General features: G+C 64.0%; 16 protein-coding genes. 6 read left to right on the top strand and 10 right to left on the bottom strand.

Features of this window, described 5'->3' with window-relative positions; genetic code table 11:
• Positions 1-190: 190 nt before the first annotated feature.
• The gene (locus AC1DPX_RS31480; RefSeq protein WP_477241662.1) at positions 191-2431 is read left to right on the top strand and encodes an AGE family epimerase/isomerase; all 2241 of its coding nucleotides are present in this window, start codon (positions 191-193) and stop codon (positions 2429-2431) included.
• A 7-nt stretch (positions 2432-2438) separates the two neighbouring features.
• Here AC1DPX_RS31480 and betB read toward each other — a convergent pair whose 3' ends face one another.
• The 5 genes from betB to betI all read right to left on the bottom strand — a co-directional run bounded on the left by betB (position 2439) and on the right by betI (position 8744).
• Positions 2439-3902 (bottom strand): betaine-aldehyde dehydrogenase, encoded by a 1464-nt coding sequence (gene betB, locus AC1DPX_RS31475; protein WP_477241660.1) that lies wholly within the window; start codon positions 3900-3902, stop codon positions 2439-2441.
• Between the two features lie 79 nt (positions 3903-3981).
• Positions 3982-5634, bottom strand: a complete 1653-nt coding sequence (betA, locus tag AC1DPX_RS31470) for a choline dehydrogenase (protein WP_202355210.1) — start codon at positions 5632-5634, stop codon at positions 3982-3984.
• Positions 5627-6628: a threonine/serine dehydratase gene (locus AC1DPX_RS31465; protein WP_446721079.1), complete on the bottom strand. Its 1002-nt coding sequence runs from the start codon at positions 6626-6628 to the stop codon at positions 5627-5629. Before AC1DPX_RS31465 ends, betA begins: the two co-directional genes overlap by 8 nt.
• Positions 6628-8157, bottom strand: coding sequence for a choline-sulfatase (betC, locus tag AC1DPX_RS31460; RefSeq protein WP_477241658.1), 1530 nt, complete (start codon positions 8155-8157; stop codon positions 6628-6630). The genes AC1DPX_RS31465 and betC overlap by 1 nt, the downstream gene beginning before the upstream one ends.
• The gene (betI, locus tag AC1DPX_RS31455; RefSeq protein WP_477241656.1) at positions 8154-8744 is read right to left on the bottom strand and encodes a choline-binding transcriptional repressor BetI; all 591 of its coding nucleotides are present in this window, start codon (positions 8742-8744) and stop codon (positions 8154-8156) included. The genes betC and betI overlap by 4 nt, the downstream gene beginning before the upstream one ends.
• Before the next feature lie 200 nt (positions 8745-8944).
• Here betI and AC1DPX_RS31450 point away from each other — a divergent pair, with 200 nt between their 5' ends.
• Together AC1DPX_RS31450 and AC1DPX_RS31445 are read left to right on the top strand one after the other, a co-directional pair.
• Positions 8945-10111: an acetyl-CoA acetyltransferase gene (locus AC1DPX_RS31450; RefSeq protein ID WP_258584822.1), complete on the top strand. Its 1167-nt coding sequence runs from the start codon at positions 8945-8947 to the stop codon at positions 10109-10111.
• Between the two features lie 25 nt (positions 10112-10136).
• Positions 10137-11141 (top strand): asparaginase, encoded by a 1005-nt coding sequence (locus AC1DPX_RS31445; protein ID WP_477241654.1) that lies wholly within the window; start codon positions 10137-10139, stop codon positions 11139-11141.
• Here the strand turns inward: AC1DPX_RS31445 and AC1DPX_RS31440 are convergent.
• Positions 11134-12510, bottom strand: a complete 1377-nt coding sequence (locus AC1DPX_RS31440) for a TIGR03808 family TAT-translocated repetitive protein (protein WP_477241652.1) — start codon at positions 12508-12510, stop codon at positions 11134-11136. The two genes, AC1DPX_RS31445 and AC1DPX_RS31440, sit on opposite strands and share 8 nt — an antisense overlap.
• A gap of 120 nt (positions 12511-12630) precedes the next feature.
• Here AC1DPX_RS31440 and greA point away from each other — a divergent pair, with 120 nt between their 5' ends.
• A complete protein-coding gene (gene greA / locus AC1DPX_RS31435) occupies positions 12631-13104 on the top strand; it encodes a transcription elongation factor GreA (RefSeq protein ID WP_477241650.1) in 474 nt (157 codons plus the stop codon).
• Between the two features lie 6 nt (positions 13105-13110).
• On the opposite strand, the gene AC1DPX_RS31430 is transcribed toward greA, so the two are convergent.
• The 3 genes from AC1DPX_RS31430 to AC1DPX_RS31420 form a co-directional block, all read right to left on the bottom strand.
• Positions 13111-13338 carry an AbrB/MazE/SpoVT family DNA-binding domain-containing protein gene (locus AC1DPX_RS31430; RefSeq protein WP_477241648.1) on the bottom strand — a complete coding sequence of 76 codons (228 nt, stop codon included), beginning with the start codon at positions 13336-13338 and terminating at the stop codon, positions 13111-13113.
• A 66-nt stretch (positions 13339-13404) separates the two neighbouring features.
• Positions 13405-15525, bottom strand: coding sequence for a methylmalonyl-CoA mutase (scpA, locus tag AC1DPX_RS31425; protein WP_477241646.1), 2121 nt, complete (start codon positions 15523-15525; stop codon positions 13405-13407).
• Positions 15522-16964 (bottom strand): methylmalonyl-CoA mutase subunit beta, encoded by a 1443-nt coding sequence (locus AC1DPX_RS31420; RefSeq protein WP_477241644.1) that lies wholly within the window; start codon positions 16962-16964, stop codon positions 15522-15524. Before AC1DPX_RS31420 ends, scpA begins: the two co-directional genes overlap by 4 nt.
• A gap of 307 nt (positions 16965-17271) precedes the next feature.
• Here AC1DPX_RS31420 and AC1DPX_RS31415 point away from each other — a divergent pair, with 307 nt between their 5' ends.
• Positions 17272-18819 (top strand): helicase HerA-like C-terminal domain-containing protein, encoded by a 1548-nt coding sequence (locus AC1DPX_RS31415; RefSeq protein WP_477241642.1) that lies wholly within the window; start codon positions 17272-17274, stop codon positions 18817-18819.
• A 32-nt stretch (positions 18820-18851) separates the two neighbouring features.
• On the opposite strand, the gene AC1DPX_RS31410 is transcribed toward AC1DPX_RS31415, so the two are convergent.
• Complete coding sequence (locus AC1DPX_RS31410; protein WP_477241640.1) at positions 18852-19889, bottom strand: LacI family DNA-binding transcriptional regulator; 1038 nt, start codon at positions 19887-19889, stop codon at positions 18852-18854.
• Positions 19890-20156: 267 nt separating this feature from the next.
• Between AC1DPX_RS31410 and AC1DPX_RS31405 the strand changes: the two genes are divergently transcribed.
• A complete protein-coding gene (locus AC1DPX_RS31405; RefSeq protein ID WP_477241638.1) occupies positions 20157-21164 on the top strand; it encodes a sterol desaturase family protein in 1008 nt (335 codons plus the stop codon).
• The last annotated feature ends 98 nt before the right edge of the window (positions 21165-21262 follow it).

The following is a 21262-nucleotide window of genomic DNA, read 5'->3' as shown; positions in this document are numbered from 1 at the left end:
TGACCAGTCGGCGGGCTTATAGCCGCCATGCTTCATTCCTGCAAGCGGCAATGGCAGCACTTCTGTCGCATTTCATCAGCCTTCGCCAGACGTCTGGCTGGGATCGCAGTGCACACCCGATCGGACTAACACCGCTGAGCGCATGTGTGCTAGCTACCGGCCACCACAGCCTTCTGCGCACGAGACCCGAATGAGCCAGCGCATCGTCAGTTTTGTCATGAGCGGCGGCGTCGGCTCGCGGCTATGGCCGTTGTCGCGAGAGGATAATCCCAAGCAGTTTCACGATTTTTCGGGCGATGGCTCCATGCTGGCCAAGACCTTGCGCCGGCTGACGGCAAGGCCGGCCGGCGAAACGCCGATCTTCCTGATCGCCTCCGAGCGCCATGCCGACCGCGTCCATGCCGACTTGGCCGGTCTCGATCTCGCCGGTGGTGGTCCATTGTTCGAGCCCACAGGGCGCAACACCGCCGCCGCGATCGCACTGGCAACGCTGCGCACTTTGTCCGAATTCGGTGACAGCCTGGTCCTTGTCGTGCCGTCGGACCACGAAATATCGACCGCAGGACAATTCTGGCAGGGCGTCGAGGCCGGCGCCGAGGCGGCACATGCCGGCCGGCTCGTGGTGTTCGGCATCAAGCCGACTCAACCCGAAACCGGCTATGGCTATATCGAGGTGGCAGGCGCGCGGGACGGTATTTTCGACGTCACGCGCTTCGTCGAAAAGCCGGACCTCGCCACCGCGCAGGGCTATCTCAAGGCGCAAAGCTTTTACTGGAACACGGGCATCTTCTTGTTTCGCGCCGCTGCGATGCGTGACGCCTTCGCCGCTTTCGAGCCCGACATCTGGCGGGCCACCGAAGTCGCCTACAAGGCGGCGACTTCGGACCTGTCCGGCCTCTATATGCCGCTGGAATTCTATGAGGCCATCCCCTCGATATCGATCGACTATGCCATCATGGAACGGGCGCAAGGCATTGCCATGGTGCCGGCCAACTTCCGCTGGAACGATCTCGGCTCCTGGCAATCGCTGCTCGATGTCGGCCCGGCCGACGACCAGGGCAATGTCGTCATCGGCGATGTCGTCGCCATCGATTGCGAGAACTCCTACATCCGCAGCGACGGCCGCCTGCTGTCGGCGATCGGGATGAAGGATGTCGCCATCGTCTCGACCGCCGATGCCACTTTCGTCGCGCCGGTCAGCCACAGCCAGCATGTCAAGAAGGTGGTCGAGCAACTCGAGAAATCCGGTCGCCTGGAAACCAGGTTCACGCCGGCGCATGATCGTGTCATCGAAAGCGGCGCCTGGCGGCGGCGTGTGCACCACTGGCTGTTCCAGGAGACCTTGCCGCTGTGGTCGACATCAGGTGTCGACGAGCGCCATGGCGGTTTCCATGAGGCGTTGGGCTTTGATCGCGCGCCGCTGATGAAGCCCAAGCGCATGCGTACAATGGCCAGGCAGGTCTATGCCTTCGCGGTCGCCAGCGCGCGCGGCTGGGATGGCCCGGCCGACCGGCTGATCAGCCACGGCATCGAGTTCATGGTCAGGAACGGCCGCACCGACAAGGGCGGCTGGGTGCGCACCTTGCATGTCGACGGCTCAGTCGCCGACGCCACCGAGGACGCCTACGATCATTCCTGCGTGCTGCTGGCGCTTGCGCATGCGCACATGTCGGGCAATCCCGATGCCTTGCGGCTTGGCGAGGAAACCTTCGCCTTCCTTGATGCCCATCTCGAGGATCACCGCATGACCGGCTTCCTCGAAACGTCGGACGGCGAGGGCGAGCGGCGCTCCAACCCGCATATGCATCTGCTCGAAGCCTTCCTGGCCTGGCATCAGGCAACCGGCGAGCGCGCCCATCTGCGCCGCGCGGCACGCATCATCGATCTCTTCCGCAGCCATTTCTTCGACCGGGAAAGCTGGACGCTGGGTGAATATTTCGATGATGAATGGAAGCCGTCAGCCGGCGACAAGGGCGCATGGACCGAGCCCGGCCATCACTTCGAATGGGCGTCACTGCTGGTCGATTTCGCCGGACGCAGCGGCCAGGCCGAGTTGAGTGGCTTCGCCAGGAAACTCTATGCCTCGGCCATCGCCAATGGCCTCAACCGCGCCACCGGCCTTGCCTATGGCGCCGTCTCCCGGCAGGGCCTGCCGCTGGACCTGATCTCGCGCAGCTGGCCGCAGGCCGAAGCGGTCAAGGCGGCGATTGCGCTGGATGGTTCGGGCGGCCCCGATCTCAAGCCGGAGATCGAGGAACGTGTCGGCCGGCTGTTCCGCTGGCACATCGACCCGGCGCCGCTCGGCCTCTGGATCGACCGCATCGACGAGCGTGGCCGTTCGCTGGCGACCGACGTGCCGGCCAGCATCTTCTACCACCTGGTCTGCGCGCTGACGCAGTATCTGGATGGGACGGCGGAGAAGGCGGCCTAAGCCCGGATCAATACGGGCTCGCCACGTCGCCGGTCTCGACGTAGATCGACTTCAGTTGCGAGTAGAGCGCGAGTGCCGCGAGCGAATTCTCGCGGCCGATGCCGGACTGCTTGAAGCCGCCGAATGGGATTTCCACCGGCGTCAGATTGTAGGCATTGATCCAGCAGGTGCCGGCCTGCAATTCAGCGATGACGCGGTGGGCGCGCGGCAGGTCGCGGGTGAAGACACCGGCGGCAAGGCCGAACTCGGTGTCGTTGGCGCGGTCGATCACCTCGTCCTCACCGTCGAATTTCAGCACGCTCATGACCGGTCCGAAAATCTCCTCGCGGGCGATGCGCATATTGTCGGTGACACCGGTGAACACCGTCGGCTCGACGAAGAAACCGCCGTCAAAACCTTGCAGCGACGGCACATTGCCGCCGCAGGCCAGAACAGCCCCATCCTGCTTGCCGATCCCGATATAGCCGACCACCTTCTCGTGCTGTGCCTTGGAGACCAATGGTCCCATCTGCGTCTCGGGATCGAGCGGATCGCCGATGCGGATTTTCTTCGTCCGCTCGACCAGCCGCTCGACGAAGCGGTCGTGAATACCGCTCTGCACGAAGACCCGTGTGCCGTTGGAGCAGATCTGGCCGGTCGAGTAGAAATTGCCGAGCATGGCGCCGCCGATGGCGTTCTCGATGTCGGCGTCGTCGAAGACGATCAGCGGCGACTTGCCGCCGAGCTCCATCGTCGCGTGCTTCATCTTCGAACCGGCAAGCGACAACACCTTGCGCCCGGTCGGCACCGAGCCGGTCACCGAAACCTTGGCGACGACATCATGGCCAACCAGGCCTGCGCCAACATCGCCATAGCCCTGCACGACGTTGAACAACCCGTCCGGCAGGCCGGCCTCGCTATAGATTTCGGCCAGTGCCAGTGCTGACAGCGGCGTATTTTCCGACGGCTTGAACACCATGGCGTTGCCCATGGCGAGCGCCGGCGCCGACTTCCAGCCGGCGATCTGGATCGGATAGTTCCAGGCGCCGATACCGACGCAGACGCCAAGCGCCTCGCGCCGCGTGTAGGCAAAGGGTCCGCCTAGATCGACGGCCTCGCCATTATAGGCAGCGACCGCGCCGCCGAAATATTCAAGGCAGTCCGCGGCAGAAGGCGCGTCCGCCACCAGCGTCTCCTGGATCGCCTTGCCGGTGTCGAGCGTCTCGATGCGCGCGAGGTCGGCATTGCGCGCGCGCAAAATGTCGGCGGCGCGGCGCAGGATGCGGCCGCGCTCGACCGGCTTCAGCCGCGCCCAGGCCGGCTGCGCGGCGCGTGCGGCTTCGATGGCGAGCTCCAGCACATTCGGCGTCGCCGAGCGCAGCATGGCGATGGTCTCGCCGGTGGCCGGATAGATGACCGGCAGCGGCGCGCCTTGCTCGTCGTCGATATAGCGTCCGTTGACATAGTGCGATGCCGTGGGCTGGGCGCGCATGGGAGGTCTCCAAGTGGTCCGGTGCCCAAATGGGCGGCTCAATCTATCGGGCAGCTCGATTTGTCGCGTGGATCATGCGCTATCTGTCCGAGGTCTGCCAGCGCGGATTGATCCATGGTTCCTGGTTGGACGGCGCCAGCGGCGTGCGGCCAAGAATGTGGTCGGACGCCTTCTCGCCGGTCATGATCGACGGCGCGTTGAGATTGCCGTTGGTGACGCGCGGGAAGATCGAGGAATCGGCGACCCGCAGCCCGTCGACGCCGATGACCCGGCATTCCGGGTCGACGACGCTCATCAGATCATCGGCGCGACCCATCTTGCAGGTGCCGCAGGGGTGGTAGGCGCTCTCGGCATGGTCGCGGATGAAGACGTCGAGATCGTCGTCCGACTGCACATGGCTGCCCGGCGAGATCTCCTGGCCGCGATAGGCATCGAAGGCCGACTGGCCGAAGATTTCGCGGGTCAGCCGGATGCAGTGGCGGAACTCCGTCCAGTCGTCCGGATGCGACATGTAGTTGAAGCGGATCACCGGCTTGGCTTTCGGATCCGGCGAGCGCAGCGTCACCGAGCCGCGCGACTTCGAGCGCATCGGCCCGACATGCGCCTGGAAGCCGTGCGACTTGGCCGCCGCCTTGCCGTCATAGCGCACCGCCGCCGGAATGAAATGGTACTGAATGTCGGGATAATCGACACCGGCGCGTGAGCGGACGAAGGCGGCGGCCTCGAAATGGTTGGTGGCGCCGAGGCCGGACTTGAAGAACAGCCACTGCGCACCGATCAGCGCTTTCGAGAATGGATTGAGCACGGAGTTCAGCGTGATCGGCTTGGTGGATTCCTGCTGGATATAGAGCTCCATATGATCCTGCAGATTGCGGCCGACGCCGGGCCGGTCGGCGATCACGGCAATGCCGTTTTCGCGCAAATGTTCGGCCGGTCCGATGCCCGACAGCATCAGGATCTTGGGTGAATTGATCGAGGACGCGGCGACGATCACCTCACGTCGCGCCTTAACGACCTGAATCTGTTTGTGAGCTTCGATTTCGACGCCGACCGCGCGTTGATTCTCGATGATCACCCGACGGGCAAAGCCCTTGACCAAGCTAACGTTTTTCCGCTTGAGCGCCGGCTTCAGATAGGCTGATGCCGCCGACCAGCGGCGGCCGCCACGGATGGTCTGTTCCATCGGCCCAAAGCCTTCCTGCTTGGAGCCGTTGTAGTCGTCGGTCAGTTCGAACCCGGCCTGGCGGCCCGCTTCCACGAAGGCGCCGTAGAGCGGATTCTTGCGCGAGCCGCGCTGTACACGCAGCGGGCCACCATGCCCGCGCCAGCCATCCTCGCCGCCGTCATTGTCCTCCATGCGCTTGAAGTAGGGGAGCACGTCGGCAAAGCCCCAACCCGTCGCACCTTCTTCGGCCCAGTGGTCGAAGTCGCGGGCATGGCCGCGCACATAGACCATGCCGTTGATCGAGGACGAGCCGCCGATGACCTTGCCGCGCGGCGTCGCCAGCACGCGGCCGCCGAGATGCGGCTCCGGCTCGCTGGCAAAGCCCCAATCGTAGAGGCTCATATTGAGCGGGATCGACAGCGCTGACGGCATCTGGATCAGCGGCCCGATATCGCTGCCGCCGAATTCGATGACGATGACCGAATGCTTGCCGTCCTCCGACAGGCGATAGGCCATGGCCGAGCCGGCCGAGCCGGAGCCGATGATGACAAAATCCGCTTCAAGCATGGTTCATATGCGCCATAAAATCGGCGAGCGAGACGTTGCCGCCGGTTGCCACAACAAGGACGGTCTTTCCCGCCACATCCACTTTGCCGCCAAGCAGCGCCGCCAGCGACGCAGCCCCTGACGGCTCCAGCACCAGCTTCATCCGCTCGAAGGCGATCCGCATGGCGCTGCGCACAGATTGATCGTTGACGGTGATGCCGCGAACGCCAGCGGTCTTGACCGCCGCGAACGGCGCGTCGCCCGGCCGCCGCGACATCAGCCCGTCGCAGATCGACTTCGGGCCGATCGGCATCGTCTCGATGCTGCCATGCGCCAATGACGATCCCATGCCATTGAAGCCTTCCGGCTCGACACCGATGATCTCGGTGGCCGGCGACAGGTAGTGGAAGGCGAGCGAAACGCCGCCGATCAACCCGCCGCCGCCGACCGAGCAGAACAAAAGGTCCGCGCTGGCATCCTTGGCCTCGAGCTGGTCGAGTGCTTCGAGGCCGGCGCCCGCCTGGCCGGCGACGATCTCCGGATCGTCGAAAGGATGCAGCAGGGCAAGCCCTTCCGTCTGAGCGATCTCGCGCGCCTTGGCGGCGGCGACCTCTTCACGCGCGCGCTCGCCATGGTCGGTCAGCACGACGCGCGCGCCGTAGCCCGCGGTCGCGTCGCGCTTGGCCGCCGGCGCATCGATCGGCATGACGATCGTGACGGGAATGCCGAGCGCCTGGCCGGCGGCAGCCAGTCCTTGCGCGAAATTGCCGGAGGAGTAGGCGACGACGCCCTTCTTCGCCTCGTCGGCCGACAGCCGCTTCAGGCGCCAATAGGCGCCGCGTATCTTGAAGGAACCTGCCCACTGCAGCGATTCCGGCTTGATGAAGACGCGGGCCGCGCCGGTCTCCCTGGCGAGAGCCGTCGACTCCAATAGCGGTGTGACCTGCGTCGCCCTGGAGGTGACGGCATAGGCCTGTTTGAGGTGGGCCAGCGAGGGAACGAGAAGGTCTGTCATCATTCGCCTCGCGGGAACCGTTTCTGCTCTTCGAGCACGTTGAGATCCATGTGGTTGCGCATGTAGCGTTCCGAGGCCTTCTGCAGCGGCTGGAACTCCCAGGGGTAGTGCGTGCCGTTGCGCAGCGCCGGATAGACCACCCAACGCCGCGCCTGGCTGGCGCGCACGGCGGCATCGAAGGCCGCCATGTCCCAGCGCGCGCGGACCTTTGCCAGGAAAGCCGCCACCAGATCGGCATGCGCCGGATCGGCGGCAAGATTGCTCAACTCATGCGGGTCGGCTTCGATGTCATAAAGTTGCGGCGGATCGATCTCGCAATGGACGAACTTGTAGTGGCCGTCGCGGATCGCCACCAAAGGTGCGTTGGAGCCTTCGGCCGCATATTCCATCAGCACCGGCGCGCTGCGTGGCTTCCCATTCAGCAGCGGCGTTAGCGACTGGCCGTCGGTCCATGGCGCTATCGCGCTCATGTCGATGCCGGCGAGATCGCACAGCGTCGGCGTCACGTCGAGATTGGACACCGGCGTCTCGATCAGGCCGGCCGGCACGCCCTTGCCGGCGATCATCAGCGGCACCCGCGCCGAGCCTTCAAAGAAGCACATTTTGAACCACAGGCCGCGCTCGCCGAGCATGTCGCCGTGGTCCGAGCAGAACAGGATGATCGTGTCGTCGAGCATGCGCGTGCGCTCAAGCACCGACAGCAGTTCGCCGACCTTGTCGTCGAGATAGGAGATGTTGGCGAAATAGCCGCGCCGCGAGCGGCGGATCTGTTCCGCGGTGATATCGAAACTGTCGTAGTCGGAAGCCTTGTAGAGCCGCTGCGAATGCGGGTCCTGGCTGTCGTACGGAATAAAGCCGATCTCCGGCTCGAGGGCCGGGCAATCCTCGTAGAGATCCCAGTACTGCCGCCGCGCCACATAGGGGTCGTGCGGATGGGTGAAGGAGACGGTCAGGCACCAGGGCCGGTGAGCGGCATCGTCGGAGACGCGGGCGAAGTCGTAGAGCTTCTGCACGGCGTGGAAGGCGACCTCGTCGTCATATTCCATCTGGTTCGAGATCTCGGCGACGCCGGCGCCGGTCACCGAGCCTAGATTGTGATACCACCAGTCGATGCGCTCGCCGGGCTTGCGGTAGTCCGGCGTCCAGCCGAAATCGGCCGGGTAGATGTCGGTGGTCAGCCGCTCCTCGAAGCCATGCAACTGGTCCGGCCCGACGAAATGCATCTTGCCCGACAGCACGGTGTGGTAGCCGTCGGCGCGCAAATGATGGGCGAAGGTCGGGATCGACGAGGCGAATTCGGCGGCGTTGTCATAGACCTCGGTGCGCGACGGCAACTGGCCGCTCATGAACGAGGCGCGGCCCGGCGCGCACAGCGGCGAGGCGGTATAGTTGTTCTTAAATCGGGCCGAGCGCGCCGCGAGCGCCTTCAAATGCGGCGCGTGCAGAAACGCGGCCGGCCCATCGGGGAAAAAAGTCCCGTTGAGCTGATCGACCATGACGATCAGGAAATTGGGTCGCTTCGCTGTCACTGTTTTTGCCGCCCGCCGAGTTTGGTTTCGAGATAGTCCTCGACCAGCGCGATCGCGGTCGCGGCGTTGGGCACGCCGTCCTTCAGCGCACGCCTGATGTAGAGCCCGTCGATCATCGCCGCCGTCGCTTCGGCGGCGCGGTCGGCCTCGGTCCGGGACAGTATGCCGGTCAGTCCGCTCATCAGGTTCGAATGCAGCCGCCGCGCATAGATCTTGAGCAGCCGGCGCAAGGCCGATGATTTCTGCGCCTCGACATAGAAGGCGAGCCAGGCGGCGATGGTTTCGGCCTGGAACTGGATGTCGGAGAAGTTGACGGCGACCACGGCCGAAACGCGTTCGCGCGGCGACGTGGCCGATTGCAGGGCGCGGCGCATGTCGATGGTCAGTTCGGCGAGGATGTACCGCATCGTCGCGAACAGCAATTCGTCCTTTGCGCCGAAATAGTGATGGGCAAGGGCCGAGGAGACCCCGGCGCGCCCGGCGATCTCGGACATGGTCACGTCAAGCGAGCCGCGCTCGCCGATCGCCGAGATCGTCGCGTCGATAAGCGCCTTGCGGCGCAGTGGCTCCATTCCAACTTTCGGCATGCTGTTCCCGATTTTGGCGCGGAGATTATTTTTTATTGATGGGTCAATCAACAAAAAATCGACATGAGTTCGACCTGTACCAAGCGATTGTCTTGTTCCGGCCCTTCACGCTTTGGGCGAGAATGTTTATATTTGAACAATAAAGGCGAAGTGCGCCATGAGCCCGATATGCTAGGCTGGCGCCACGGATGGAGATTGCCATGACCGCATGCATCGTCGGCTGGGCGCATTCGCGCTTCGGCAAGCTCGAAGGCGAGACGCTCGAAAACCTCATCGTCAAGGTCGCGACGGATGCGCTCGACCATGCCGGCATCGGCCCAGACGAGGTCGACGAGATCGTGCTCGGCCATTTCAACGCCGGCTTCTCGGCGCAGGATTTCACCGCGAGCCTCGTGCTTCAGGCCGACGACCGGCTGCGCTTCAAGCCGGCGACGCGCGTCGAGAACGCCTGCGCCACGGGTTCGGCGGCGGTCCGGCAAGGCATCCGAGCCATCGACGCCAACGCTGCCCGCATCGTGCTGGTGGTCGGCGCCGAGCAGATGACGACGACGCCCGGACCCGAGATCGGCAAGAACCTGCTGAAAGCGTCCTATCTGCCTGAAGACGGCGAGACACCGGCCGGTTTTGCCGGCGTCTTCGGCAAGATCGCGCAGGCCTATTTCCAGCGCTATGGCGACCAGTCGGACGCGCTCGCCATGATCGCCGCCAAGAACCACAAGAACGGCGTCGACAACCCCTATGCGCAGATGCGCAAGGATTTCGGCTATGAATTCTGCCGCCAGGAGAGCGAAAAGAACCCCTTCGTGGCCGGCCCGCTGAAGCGCACCGACTGCTCGCTGGTCTCGGACGGCGCCGCCGCCCTTATCCTTGCCGACACGGCAACCGCGCTGAAGATGCGCCGCGCCGTCGCCTTCCGCGCCAACGAACATGTGCAGGATTTCCTGCCAATGTCGAAGCGCGATATCCTTTCCTTCGAAGGCTGCGAACAGGCCTGGACCCGCGCGCTGAAGAACGCCGGCGTGACGCTCGACGATCTCTCCTTCGTCGAGACGCATGACTGCTTCACCATTGCCGAGCTGATCGAGTACGAGGCGATGGGGCTGGCCAAGCCCGGCGAGGGCGCCAGGCTGGCGTTGGACGGCACGACGGCGAAGGACGGCCGCTTGCCGGTCAATCCCTCCGGCGGGCTGAAGGCCAAGGGCCACCCGATCGGCGCCACCGGCGTCTCCATGCATGTCTTGACCGCCATGCAGCTGGTCGGCGAAGCCGGCGGCATCCAGGTGCCGGGCGCGAAGCTTGGCGGCATCTTCAACATGGGTGGCGCTGCGGTCGCCAACTACGTTTCCATTCTCGACCGGATCAGGTAAACCGCCCGCATTTACGGGAGGCGATATGACAAATCCGGTTCTGATCGAGGTTCTGCGCGGCGCGATCGTCGAGAGCGCGCATCGCGGTGCCGTCGCGGTCTTCGATGCCGACGGCAAGGCGGTCCTGGAGATCGGCGACACTTTGAGACCGGTGTTCCCGCGCTCGGCGGTGAAGGCGATCCAGGCGCTGCCGCTGATCGAAACGGGTGCTGCGGATGCCTATGGCTTCGGCAACCGCGAACTGGCGCTGGCCTGCGCCTCTCATTCGGGTGAACCGGCGCATGTCGAACTGGCGCGGTCCATGCTGGCCAGGGCCGGGCTCGACGGGTCAGCCCTTGAATGCGGCGCGCATTGGCCGTCCAGTCATGACGCCGAGATCGTACTTGCCCGCGCCGGCGGTTCCCCCAACCCGCTGCATAACAATTGCTCCGGCAAGCATTCCGGTTTCCTCTGCACCTGCGTGCATTCCGGCATTGCGCACCATGGTTACGTCAAGGCGGGGCACGCGCTGCAGGAGATGGTGCGCGATGCCATGCAGTCGGTCACCGGTGCTGTCCATGGCGCCGATGAGCGGGCGATCGACGGTTGCTCGATCCCGACGTATGCGGTGCCGCTCAGGAGCTTCGCGCTGGGCTTTGCCCGCATGGCCACGGCAAATGGTTTCGGCCCCGAGCGGGCCAAGGCGGCAAAGCGGCTGCTCGCCGCCTGCATGGCCGAGCCCTTCTTCGTCGCCGGCACCGGCCGCGAAGACGTCGCCCTGATGGAAGCAGCCCCGGGCCGGATCTTTGCGAAAGGCGGCGCCGAAGGTGTCCACTGCAGCGCGATACCTGAACTTGGCCTCGGCATCGCGATCAAATGCGATGATGGCGCCGGCCGCGCCAGTGAAGCCATGGTTGCTGCCGTGCTCGCCAAGCTGCTGCGCGCGGACGAGGCCCTGGCGGCGAAGCTCGTCGAACAGGCAAACGCGCCGATCAAAAGCCGGATCGGCGCCAAGGTAGGCTCGCTGAGGCCGACGGCCGCCCTCAACTGACGCGGTTGCGCTCAACCGTCAGATGGGCAAAACCGCTGCTGCTTAACTGGGTGAGGTCAGCCGTCACCGGCTCGGCCCAGCGTTGGCCGATGACGGCGCCCTTCAACGCGCCGTCGATGACATTGTCGGAGATGACGGCCGTGCCGGCACCCTCGACCACGCTGACGACGATGCCGGTGCCGGCCTTGCGGATGATGTTGCCGGTCGCCACGACATTGCGCAGATACGGTCCCCAGCCGATCGACATGCCGTAGAGCGGCGCGTTCTCGATGACGTTGTTGGAGGCGATGGTGTCTGCTTCGACGCCGATGCCGACGCCGAAGCCGGGCGGGTCAGCGGGGTAGGGCCCGCTGGTCGACAGGTTGCGCACGATGTTGCCGGAGCAGACGCCCATGCGGCCGCCTTCATTGAAGTTGACGATCGAGATGCCGTTGGCCGCGCCATCGACGATGTTGTTGCTGATGACCGCACCCTCGAACGAGAATTCGGAATAGACCGCGGTCTCGCCCGAACGCGAGCAGGTATTGCCGGAAATCTGCAGATTGCTGGAGCTGTTGGCGCGGATCGCCGAGAAAGCGCAATCCGAAACGACATTGCCCGAAATGATGACGTTGCCGGCACGGAAGGCGTTGATGCCATTGCCGTTCTGGCCGGTCCCGCCGCTGCGCGCGCCGATGCGTTCGACCCGGTTGCCGGTCACCATCGTGCCGTCCTCAGCCGCTTGCCAGCGGTGCACCAGAATGCCGCCATTGGCGCAGTCGGACACCGTGTTGCCTGATATCGCCAGTCCAGCCGCCTCGACTGAATAGATGCCGGCGTCCGCCGCGCCCGATATGTCCGAACGTTCGATGCGGCCCGCGGCGTGTTCCAGCGCCAGTCCGTTCTTGCCGCTGCCAGTTATCTGGCAATTGTCGACGACGAGATGGCCGACCCGGCGCAGGTCGAGCAACCCTTGCGCATAGTCGCCCATCGAGCGGTTCGAACCGTCGAAGACCAGCCCGCTCAATTCGATATGATCGGCCTGTTCGGCCATGAAGAGGTGGCCGTCGCCGCCATAGACGATCCGCGTCGCACCCGGCACGCCGGAAAGACGCACGCGGGCCGGTAGTGAGAGATTGGACACGACATAGGTGCCCGCCGGCAGGAAGACCGGCATGTCGCGGCTGTTCGCGTCGCGCAGCAGCTTGGCGAAAGCCTTGCTCTGGTCGTCGAATGTGCCGGGCTGCACGCCGAGTTCGGTGGCATTGATCGAGCCGCGCATCGAGGCTTTCTCGATCCCGGTCAGGCTGGCGGCGGCAGCCTTGCCAAGCGCCAGGCCTATGACGGCAAAGCCGGCGGTCCCGGTCAGCAGTGTTCGTCTGTTCAACATTGGCACAGAATCCCGGTGTTCAATGCTGAGACCGCAGGAATCGTGCCAGATGTTCCGTTCCTCTTCGCGAGCTATCGACAATGACTTGTCGAGCAGCCATTCGAGGCCTAGGTTCAGGCTATGAGCAGAGCTTTTACCCGCGAAGAAGACAGCGAAAACGCCATCGCCGGCGTCGGCGAGCGGCCGATCAGCCCGCACCGCAACCTGGTGACAGAGCGTGGCCTGGCGCAGATCGAGGAGAATCTGGCCGATCTGCGTGACATCCTGGCGAAAGCCGAGAGGAAGGCCGACCGCGAACGCATCGCGGTCGTGTCGCGCGACCTGCGCTACTGGACCGCGCGGCGGGAAAACGCCGAACTGTCCGTGCCCGAGCCCGGCAGCGATGTCGTCCGCTTCGGCATGGGTGTCACGCTGGAAGGCGATGACCGCAAGAAGGTGCACTGGAAGATCGTCGGCGAGGACGAGGCCGATCCCACCAAAGGAAGCATTTCGCATGTTTCGCCGATGGCGGTCGCCCTGTTCGGCAAGAAGGTCGGCGACGTGGCCGCAGTCAACGGCAAGGAATGGGAAATCGTCAAGCTGTCGGATAGCTGATTTCGTTTACTTGGCCAGCCTTTGCAACGCGACCTCATATTTGTCCATGACATCGCGAGCAGCGCGCATCTGCCGTTCGACGTCGTTACTCTCCATCGGTCTTAGGACGACGCCGCCATCGGTTTCGATAATCTGGAGTTGATCGCCCAATTCCAGCTTCAGGCTGTCGAGCACTTCCCGTGGCAAGATCACGGCTCCTGATCCGTCGTCGAGCTTGTGGACGAGAGTCTTCACTGCTGTTGCCCTTGGTTGCGTCCGCCATTGTGGCACAACCTTTTCCAGCAATACGGAATGTTTCGCTCAGCCCGCCAGGAGCCGGTCCATCAACCGGTCCGCCGCCTCCGGAATAACCGTCCCTGGCGGAAAAATTTCCGCCGCGCCGGCTTTCAGCATCGCGTCGTAGTCCTGCGGCGGGATGACGCCACCGGCGACGATCAGCATGTCGCCGCGACCGAGCTTTTTCAGTGCATCGCGCAATTCCGGGATCAGCGTGAGGTGTCCTGCGGCCAGTGACGAGGCGCCGATGATGTGGACGTCATGCTGGACCGCCAGCTTGGCGATCTCTTCCGGTGTCTGGAACATCGCGCCGACGGTGACATCGAAGCCGAGATCGGCGAAGGCGGTGGCGATCACCTTCTGGCCACGGTCGTGGCCGTCCTGTCCCATCTTGGCGACGAGAATGCGCGGCTTGCCGCCGTTTTTCTTCTCGAAAGCTGCGAGTTTGTCCTGCAGCCCGTCGACCACGGGACTGTCGCCAAGCGCCTTGCGGTAGACGCCGGAAATGGTCTGCACCGTGGCGACGTGCCGGCCAAAGGCCCTTTCGAGTGCAAACGAAATCTCGCCGACCGTGGCATTGGCCCGCGCGGCGCGGATGGCGAACTCCAAGAGGTTCTCATTGCCTTGCGCGGCGCGGGTCAGCGCATCGAGCGCGCTCTCAACGGCACCGACATCGCGCGTGCCCTTCAGCCGTTGCAGCTTTGACAATTGCCGGGCCCTGACCTCGGCATTGTCGATCTTCAGCACATCGACCTCGATGTCGTTCTCGGGGCGATGCGCATTGACCCCGACCAGCATCTGTTCGCCGGAATCGATGCGTGCCTGCGTGCGCGCCGCGGCTTCCTCGATGCGCAGCTTCGGAATGCCTTGTTCGGTAGCGGCCGCCATGCCGCCGAGAGCCTCGACTTCCTCGATGTGGCTCAGCGCGCGCGCCGCCAGGTCATGCGTCAGCCGTTCGAGATAGGCCGAGCCGCCCCACGGATCGATGATGCGCGTGGTGCCGGATTCCTTTTGCAGGATGAGCTGCGTGTTGCGGGCGATGCGCGCCGAATGGTCGGTCGGCAGCGCCATCGCCTCGTCGAAAGAGTTGGTGTGCAGCGACTGGGTATGGCCCTGCGTCGCGGCCATCGCCTCGATCATGGTGCGGATGATGTTGTTGTACGGGTCCTGCGCCGTCAGCGACCAGCCCGACGTCTGGCAATGGGTGCGCAGCGACAGCGAGCGCTCGTCCTTCGGTGCAAAATTCTTCTTCATCAGCGTCGCCCACAGCAGCCGCGCGGCCCTGAGCTTGGCCACTTCCATGAAGAAGTTCATGCCGATCGCCCAGAAGAAGGACAGACGTGGCGCGAAGCGGTCGATGTCGAGACCCGCCGCGACACCGGCGCGGGCATATTCGATGCCGTCGGCGATCGTATAGGCGAGCTCCAGGTCGGCCGTCGCACCGGCCTCCTGCATGTGGTAGCCGGAGATCGATATCGAATTGAACTTCGGCATGTTCTTCGACGTGTAGGAGAAGATGTCCGACACGATCCGCATCGAGGGCTTTGGCGGATAGATGTAGGTGTTGCGGACCATGAACTCCTTCAGAATGTCGTTCTGAATGGTGCCGGCCAGGTCCTTCTGGGCAACGCCCTGTTCTTCCGCCGCGACGATGTAAAGCGCCATGATCGGCAACACCGCGCCGTTCATCGTCATCGACACCGTCATGTCGCCGAGCGGAATGCCGTCGAACAGCTGACGCATGTCGAGGATGGAATCGATGGCTACCCCCGCCATGCCGACATCGCCGGCAACGCGCGGATGGTCGCTGTCATAGCCGCGATGCGTGGCGAGATCGAAGGCTACCGACAGGCCTTTCTGGCCAGCGGCAAGATTGCGCCGGTAAAAGGCGTTGGATTCCTCGGCCGTCGAGAAGCCGGCATATTGCCGGATCGTCCACGGCTGCTGGACATACATGGTCGGGTAGGGGCCGCGCACGAAGGGCGGCAGGCCCGGATAGGTGTCGAGATGCGGCAAGCCCTTGAGGTCGCCCTGATTGTAGAGATGCTTGACGACAAGGCCTTCCGGCGTCGTCCGCTGCCCCTTTACCTCGACAGGTGCGCGGCGCGGCGGCGCCCAACCGATTTGACTGAAATCCGGGATCAAGAAGCGGCCCCGATGGATTGGTCGATGCGGACGGGAGACAGCGCTTCGCACAGCACGACACCTTCGGTGAATTCAGGCCGCTGCTCCGCATCCAGCGTCTCAACCGGGCGCTCGCTCTTCTGCGGATAGAGCGTGGTGCCGATAATGGCCCGCTCACCGGCCTTGAAGGCAGCGTCGCGCCGGGCGGCGGCTTCGCGAACACGCTTTTGGATGTGTCCGTCCCGAAGGCTCGACAATACGCCTCCTTCGGCCTCGATCGCCTGCAACTCCGCCCAGGCGGCCTCGCAAAGGTCTGATGTCAGCGCTTCGACCGCGCCGGAGCCATAGGCGGGATCGGCGACGTGATCGACGTGGCTTTCATGGGCCATGATCAGTTGCGCGTTGCGCGCGACGCGGCGGGCAAAAGGCGCCGGCAGGCCGTGCGCGATCGTGTGCGGCAGGATGGAGATCGAATCGGCTCCCCCCGCTGCCGCGGCGAAACAGCCGATCGTCGTGCGCAGGATATTGGTTTCGGGATCCAGCGCCGTCATCATGCGGAATGATGTCTCGGCATGGATGTTGGCCGTGGAGTTGGGGATCGAGCAGGTCTCCTGCACGCGTGCCCACAGCCTGCGCAACGCCCGCACCTTGGCCATGGACAGGAACTGGTCCTGGTCGACGCTGAGCGCGAAGCCGATATGCGGGGCGGCATAGACCAGCGGCTGCCGCGCCTTCTCGAACATTCTCAGATACGATACCGCCGAGGCCAGCATGATGCCGAGCTCCTGCACCTCCGTGGCGCCGGCATTGTGGAAGACGCGACCGTCCGCCTCCAGAAGCACGCCGGGAACGCCCATCGAGAAGAAATGCGCCAGCGATTGCGGCATCGATTCCTGCAGCGCCTCGATCGACATGCGCAGCCGGCCGGTGCCGGCAAGGATCGCCGCCGGATCGATGCCGAAGGACAGGTTGAGTTTTGCCGGATCGGAGCGGCGCTTGCTCAGGAACGCCACCAGCCAGTCGGCCATGGGGCGGCTCCAGGGGTGGGTGTCGATGCGGATCTGGATGCGGTTGAGGGGCACGCCCTCCAGCACCGTTTCCAGCGCCTGCGCGGTTCTCGGCAGGCCGTAGCCGAATGCGTTCGGTGCCCCTTCGAAGACAAGCGACAGGCCCGTTGCGCCCTGCGCGATATCGTCCAGAACCTGGGCCTTGGCGCGATCGACATCAGGGTCGTCGACGCGTTGGCTGACGATCCAGGACGATCGGGGATTCGCGCGCATGAGCGGTTCGGCTCCCGTCGCGCGGTCATAGAGGGGCTCGATGCGGATGGCGTCGTCGGTGTGCGAGACCAGCTTTTCCTCGAAGGATGCGCCGGCCAGTGCCTTTTCAGCCAGGGCCAGCCATCGCTGGCGCTCGGCGCCCGCTGGTTCAACATCCTTGGTCAAGGCTCCGGCGCCCATCCATCTTCCTCGTTCATATGGCCGCACCAGCCGGGCGGTTCAGTCTACGGTTCCCGGTCGGTTATCGCAATGCGCATCCCGGGTCTGAATTCGATCCACCAGATATAGGTCGGCTTGCATGGACGAACCATGAACGATTGCCAAACACCAGCAAAATCCGCAAGTTCCAAAATCCGATCTCGACGAAAGGCCTGATTGGGCGATTGGCTCCGCTCCGGACAATGGGCATTGTCGCTGTGCAACAGCCTCACTATACCTTCGGGGCAAAGACTGGCTTTTGACACATCAATTTGCGGAGACCCTGGATATGGCTGACGACACCAGTATTTTCATCGGCGCCAGCCGCAAGCCCGACGACAGCTATCAGCGCCCCGAGGAATTGCTGCTGCAATATGGGAATCGCCATGGCCTGGTGACCGGCGCCACCGGGACCGGCAAGACCGTCACCTTGCAGATCCTGGCCGAAGGGTTTTCGAATGCCGGCGTTCCGGTGTTCTGCGCCGACATCAAGGGCGACCTGTCGGGCATCGCCATGATGGGTACGGCGCAGGATTTCCTGGTCAAGCGGGCCGCGCAGGTCAAGCTCGACCCCTACGACTTCCAGGAATTTCCCGTCATCTTCTGGGACCTGTTCGGCGAGCAGGGGCATCCCATCCGCGCGACAATCTCGGAAATGGGCCCGCTGCTCCTGTCGCGGCTGATGAACCTGACCGACGCGCAGGAGGGCATCATGAACATTGCCTTCCGCATCGCCGATGAAGAGGGTCTGCTGCTTCTCGACCTCAAGGACCTGCAGGCGCTGCTTGCCAACATCGCCGAGCGCGCCGAAGAGATCAGCGCCCGCTACGGCAATGTCACCAAGCCATCGGTGGGCGCCATCCAGCGCACGCTGCTGGTGCTGGAGCAGCAGGGCGCGGCCAACTTCTTCGGCGAGCCGGCCCTGCGCATCTCCGACATCATGCGCACCACGCGTGACGGCCGGGGCGCCGTCAGCGTGCTGGCCGCCGACAAGCTGATGATGAATCCGCGGCTCTACGCGACCTTCCTGCTCTGGCTGATGTCGGAGCTGTTCGAGGAACTGCCGGAAGTGGGAGATCCTGACCAGCCGAAGCTGGTGTTCTTCTTCGACGAGGCGCATCTTTTGTTCGACGAGGCGCCGAAAGTGCTGGTCGACCGCGTCGAGCAGGTGGTCCGTCTGATCCGCTCGAAAGGCGTCGGCGTCTATTTCGTCACGCAGAACCCGCTGGATATCCCCGAGAAGGTGCTGGCACAGCTCGGCAATCGCGTCCAGCATGCGCTGCGTGCCTACACGCCGCGCGAGCAGCAGGCGGTTCGGACGGCGGCGGAAACCTTCCGTCCCAACCCCGATTTCGACTGTGCCACCACCATCACCCAGCTCGCCACCGGCGAGGCGCTGGTCTCGACGCTGGAAGCCAAGGGCGTGCCGTCCATGGTGCAGCGCACGCTGATCCGACCGCCATCCTCGCGGCTTGGACCCATAACCCCCGCGGAGCGGCAAAAGCTGATCGCGGAAAGCCCTGTCATTGGCCAGTACGACCAAGTCATCGACCGCGAATCGGCCTTCGAGATCCTGCAGAAAAAGGCCAAGGACGCGCAGGACGCCGAAGCGCAGGCGCAGCAGGCAGGCACCGGCGGCTCGCGCTGGACCATTCCGGGCTTCGGCAATGACGATCCCGCACCGCAGTCCGGCGGTCGCCGCGCGCCGGCGCCACGCCCGTCCAATCGCCAGACTGTGGCCGAGGCCGCGATCAAGTCGGTGGTGCGCTCGGTCGGCTCGTCGGTCGGACGCGCCATCGTGCGCGGGATTTTGGGGAGTCTCGCGCGGGGGCGCTAAGCCCAGGCCGACAGCGTGTCTGGCGCTGCCGGCTAAATGTTTTCGCGGGTGTAAATCTCGAAGGGCAGGATGTTTGTAAAACTCCCGCTTTCGTTCGGTGCTGAGACAGCGCGAATCATGCCCGCCAGGGTCTCTTGCGCGATGCGGGCGAGGGGGTGCGAGATGATGAAGGTCAGCGTGCCGTCGAGCAGCGCCGGGCGGGTCGACTCCATCAGCTCGTAGCCGACAACGACGAGGCTTCCGGCGCGGCCGGTGGAGCGGAGCGCGGTGATGGCGCCGGTGATGCCGCCGCCGGCGACATAAAGTCCGGACAGATCCGGATTTTCGTTCAGCAGCTTCTCGGTCATCTCCTGCGCAATGGCGCTGGATTCGAAGGTCAGCAGCGGTTCGAGCAGCGTGAAGCCAGGGGCGTGCTCGCGGAAATAGGAGCGAAAGCCGCTCTCGTTCATCTCTTGGCAGCGATAGCGGTGGTTACCGACGAGGATGCCGAGCTTGCCGGGCGCACGGCAGACATGCTCGAACACCCAGGCCGCGGTGCGCCCAACCTTCCAATTGTCCAGTCCGATGTAGCGCACATGCCCGGTCGCCGAGATCTGCGAGATCAGCGCAAACACCGGCACGTTGCGGAGATGCAATGTGTCCACCGCCTGGGTGACGAGAGGATGCACCGCTGCAACGACGCCGACGGCATCGCATTCGGCGCCGAGCGCCAGCATCCGCGAGGCGACGTTCTGCGGTGACAGGTCGTCCAGAAATTCCGTGCGCAGCTCTATCTCGCAGTCGGGCATCGTTTCGGTTGCCAGGCGCAGCGCCTCGGCCATATTGCGGTAAAAGGCGCGGCCGGGCTGGTGCAGCAGGAAACCGAACCGGTAGCGCGGGCGGGCGGCCGCCACGCGGCTGCGCAACGCGCCCATGCCGTAAAAACCGATCTGCTCGGCCGCCAGCCGGACGCGCTCGCGCATGCCCTGGCGGACGGCGCCCGAGCCGCTCAGCACGCGATTGACGGTGGCCACCGAAACACTCGCCTCGGCGGCTACATCCTTGATCGTTGGCCGCTTGCCCTGATCCATTTTATCTCATCAGCCTGTCGCATTTGATACAAAGATATCATTGTCCGAGTGAGATTGATATGAATGAAACAATCAATTTGGAACAAAAATTCTATTCTTGATTCATTTTGGATCAAGATGTTTATCTCCGGGAAGCAAGCAAGGCGGAAGCACCGCCAGCCCAGGGATAGCAGCAAAACAGCGCAGACAGCTTCTCGCTCACCGCCTCAAGCGGTGTGAGGCAGCGCGCGTGCGGGCCATCCCGAGGCATGGCGCGGGAGGAATTGCATGGACGATCTCAAATACGGCGTACGCGACAAGCGCGGCGACTGGAAGCCGAACGGACGCATCGAGGGGGCGCCCTTGTGGAACTGGCCGCCCAGGCTGCCGAAAATCCTGGCGTGGCTGCCCGGCTATATCTGGCCGTGGAATGCCTTCCACATGGCCACGGCACTGCTCTACTGGTTCTATATCGTTCCTGGCGTCGAGACGATGAAGACCATCGGCTGGGGCTGGGCGCTATGGCTCTATGCCGTCAATGCCGCCGCGATCCTTGTCTTCTACGGCATCTTCGAGCTGCGCTACTACATCAAGCGCGCCCAGGCGACGCGCTTCAAATACAACCACAAGTTCCCCGCCGATGCGCCCTCCGACGTCTTCTGGTTCCAGAGCCAGAACCTCGACAACTTCCTGCGCTCGTTCTTTATCACCATTCCGCTATGGACAGTGGTTGAGGTCATCTTCCTCTGGTGCTTTGCCAATGGCTACGTGCCGTGCGTCGGTTGGCAGGATCATCCGGTCTACCTCGCCGCACTGGTGCTGATCGCGCCGGCCATCCACGAGGTGCATTTCTTCTTCATCCACCGCCTGATCCACTGGGGACCGCTCTATCGCTGGATCCATTCGGTCCACCACAATTCGATCAACCCGTCGCCCTGGTCGTCACTGTCGATGCACCCGGTGGAAGGGTTCCTCTATCACGCGGTCGCCTTCTGGCACCTGATCATTCCGTCCAATCCGATCGTCGCGCTGTTCCAGCTGCATGTCGCCGGCTTCGGCGCCGTCAATGGCCATCTCGGCTTCGACAAGCTGGAGGTGACCGAGGACACGGCCGTCAACAGCCATGCCTATACGCATTATCTGCACCACAAATATTTCGAGGTGAACTATGGCGGCGACGGGCTGATCCCGCTCGATAGATGGTTCGGCACCTGGCACGACGGCACCAGGGAGGGCGAAGCCATGATGGACGCCCGCTTCCAGAAAAAGAAGGAACGCATGAACGCCAGGGCGTGAGCAACGCCGGGTGAGGCATTCGTGACGCGCAATCGGGAGAGAGGCGCGCATGGAACGACGAAGCTGTTTTTCTAACCCGTCTGACGACGGCAACCGGG

Source organism: Mesorhizobium sp. 01N446, from assembly GCF_056399285.1.
This window is presented reverse-complemented; position numbering and strand designations above follow the sequence as displayed.